This window comes from Rhizobacter sp. P2_H3, assembly GCF_056403355.1.
The window spans coordinates 1-716 of sequence record NZ_JBFUFQ010000532.1 but is presented as its reverse complement, the minus strand read 5'-3'; the positions used below and the strand labels follow the sequence as shown (position 1 = coordinate 716).

Annotated in this window: 2 protein-coding genes; both read left to right on the top strand. The window is 65.1% G+C overall.

The features are described 5' to 3' along the window. A partial coding sequence (locus AC1D1T_RS32875; RefSeq protein WP_477993557.1) for a hypothetical protein occupies window positions 1-485 on the top strand: 485 nt, incomplete at its 5' end. Window positions 486-491: 6 nt separating this feature from the next. Further along, window positions 492-716, top strand: a 225-nt coding sequence (locus AC1D1T_RS32870) for a hypothetical protein (protein WP_477993555.1), incomplete at its 3' end; no start/stop codon positions are given.

The window sequence follows — 716 nt, the reverse complement described above, 5'->3', positions numbered from 1 at the left end:
GCCTTTGCGTCAACATCGTCAGCCTGCTCGATCGCTGCAAGCAGGTCGCCTGCGTGGCCGAGGCGGGCATCGACGACGAGCGCGGGCGTGATGAACTGCTGTTGCGTCCGGTGTCGTACGCGGTGCGCCGCACGATGGTCCGCTCGCAGCTGGATCAACTCGTGGCGATCCACCTGTGCGGCTCGGAGCCGTTGGCGCCCGCGCACATCTCGCAGGCGGAAGCCCTGGTCAACGAGATCGAGACCAGCCTGCAGCCGCGGCTCGACCAGATCGAGAAGGGATTGGCGGCCGCGATGCGATTCGCGCTGTTTCCCGGCGAGCGCAGCGGCGAACTGATGCGCCGCTATGCGCAGCAGAAGATGACGGCGTCGGTCGATTTGCACGCTTCCGGTGCCGAGCATCTCTGCGACCTGGTCGAGTGCTTTCACGGCCGCATCGAAAGCGCCGACGCCTTGCGGCGCATCGCGACGGCACGCCGCCAGTAGGTCGCCATGACTCAGATCGAAATTGCCACGAGCAACAAGTTCATCGTCCTGCTGATCGCGGACTCGGCGGGCGCTGTCAAGGTCCTCCACACGCTCAACGGAACACACTACGGGAGGCTGCTGCCTGTCTTTCGAGAAGGAGGTGAGCTTTCTTCCTTCAAAGCGTGGGCGCAGCAAGGCCTCAAGCCGGGCTACGAGATCAGGACGCTGCTCATCCTGGCGGCCTGGCGG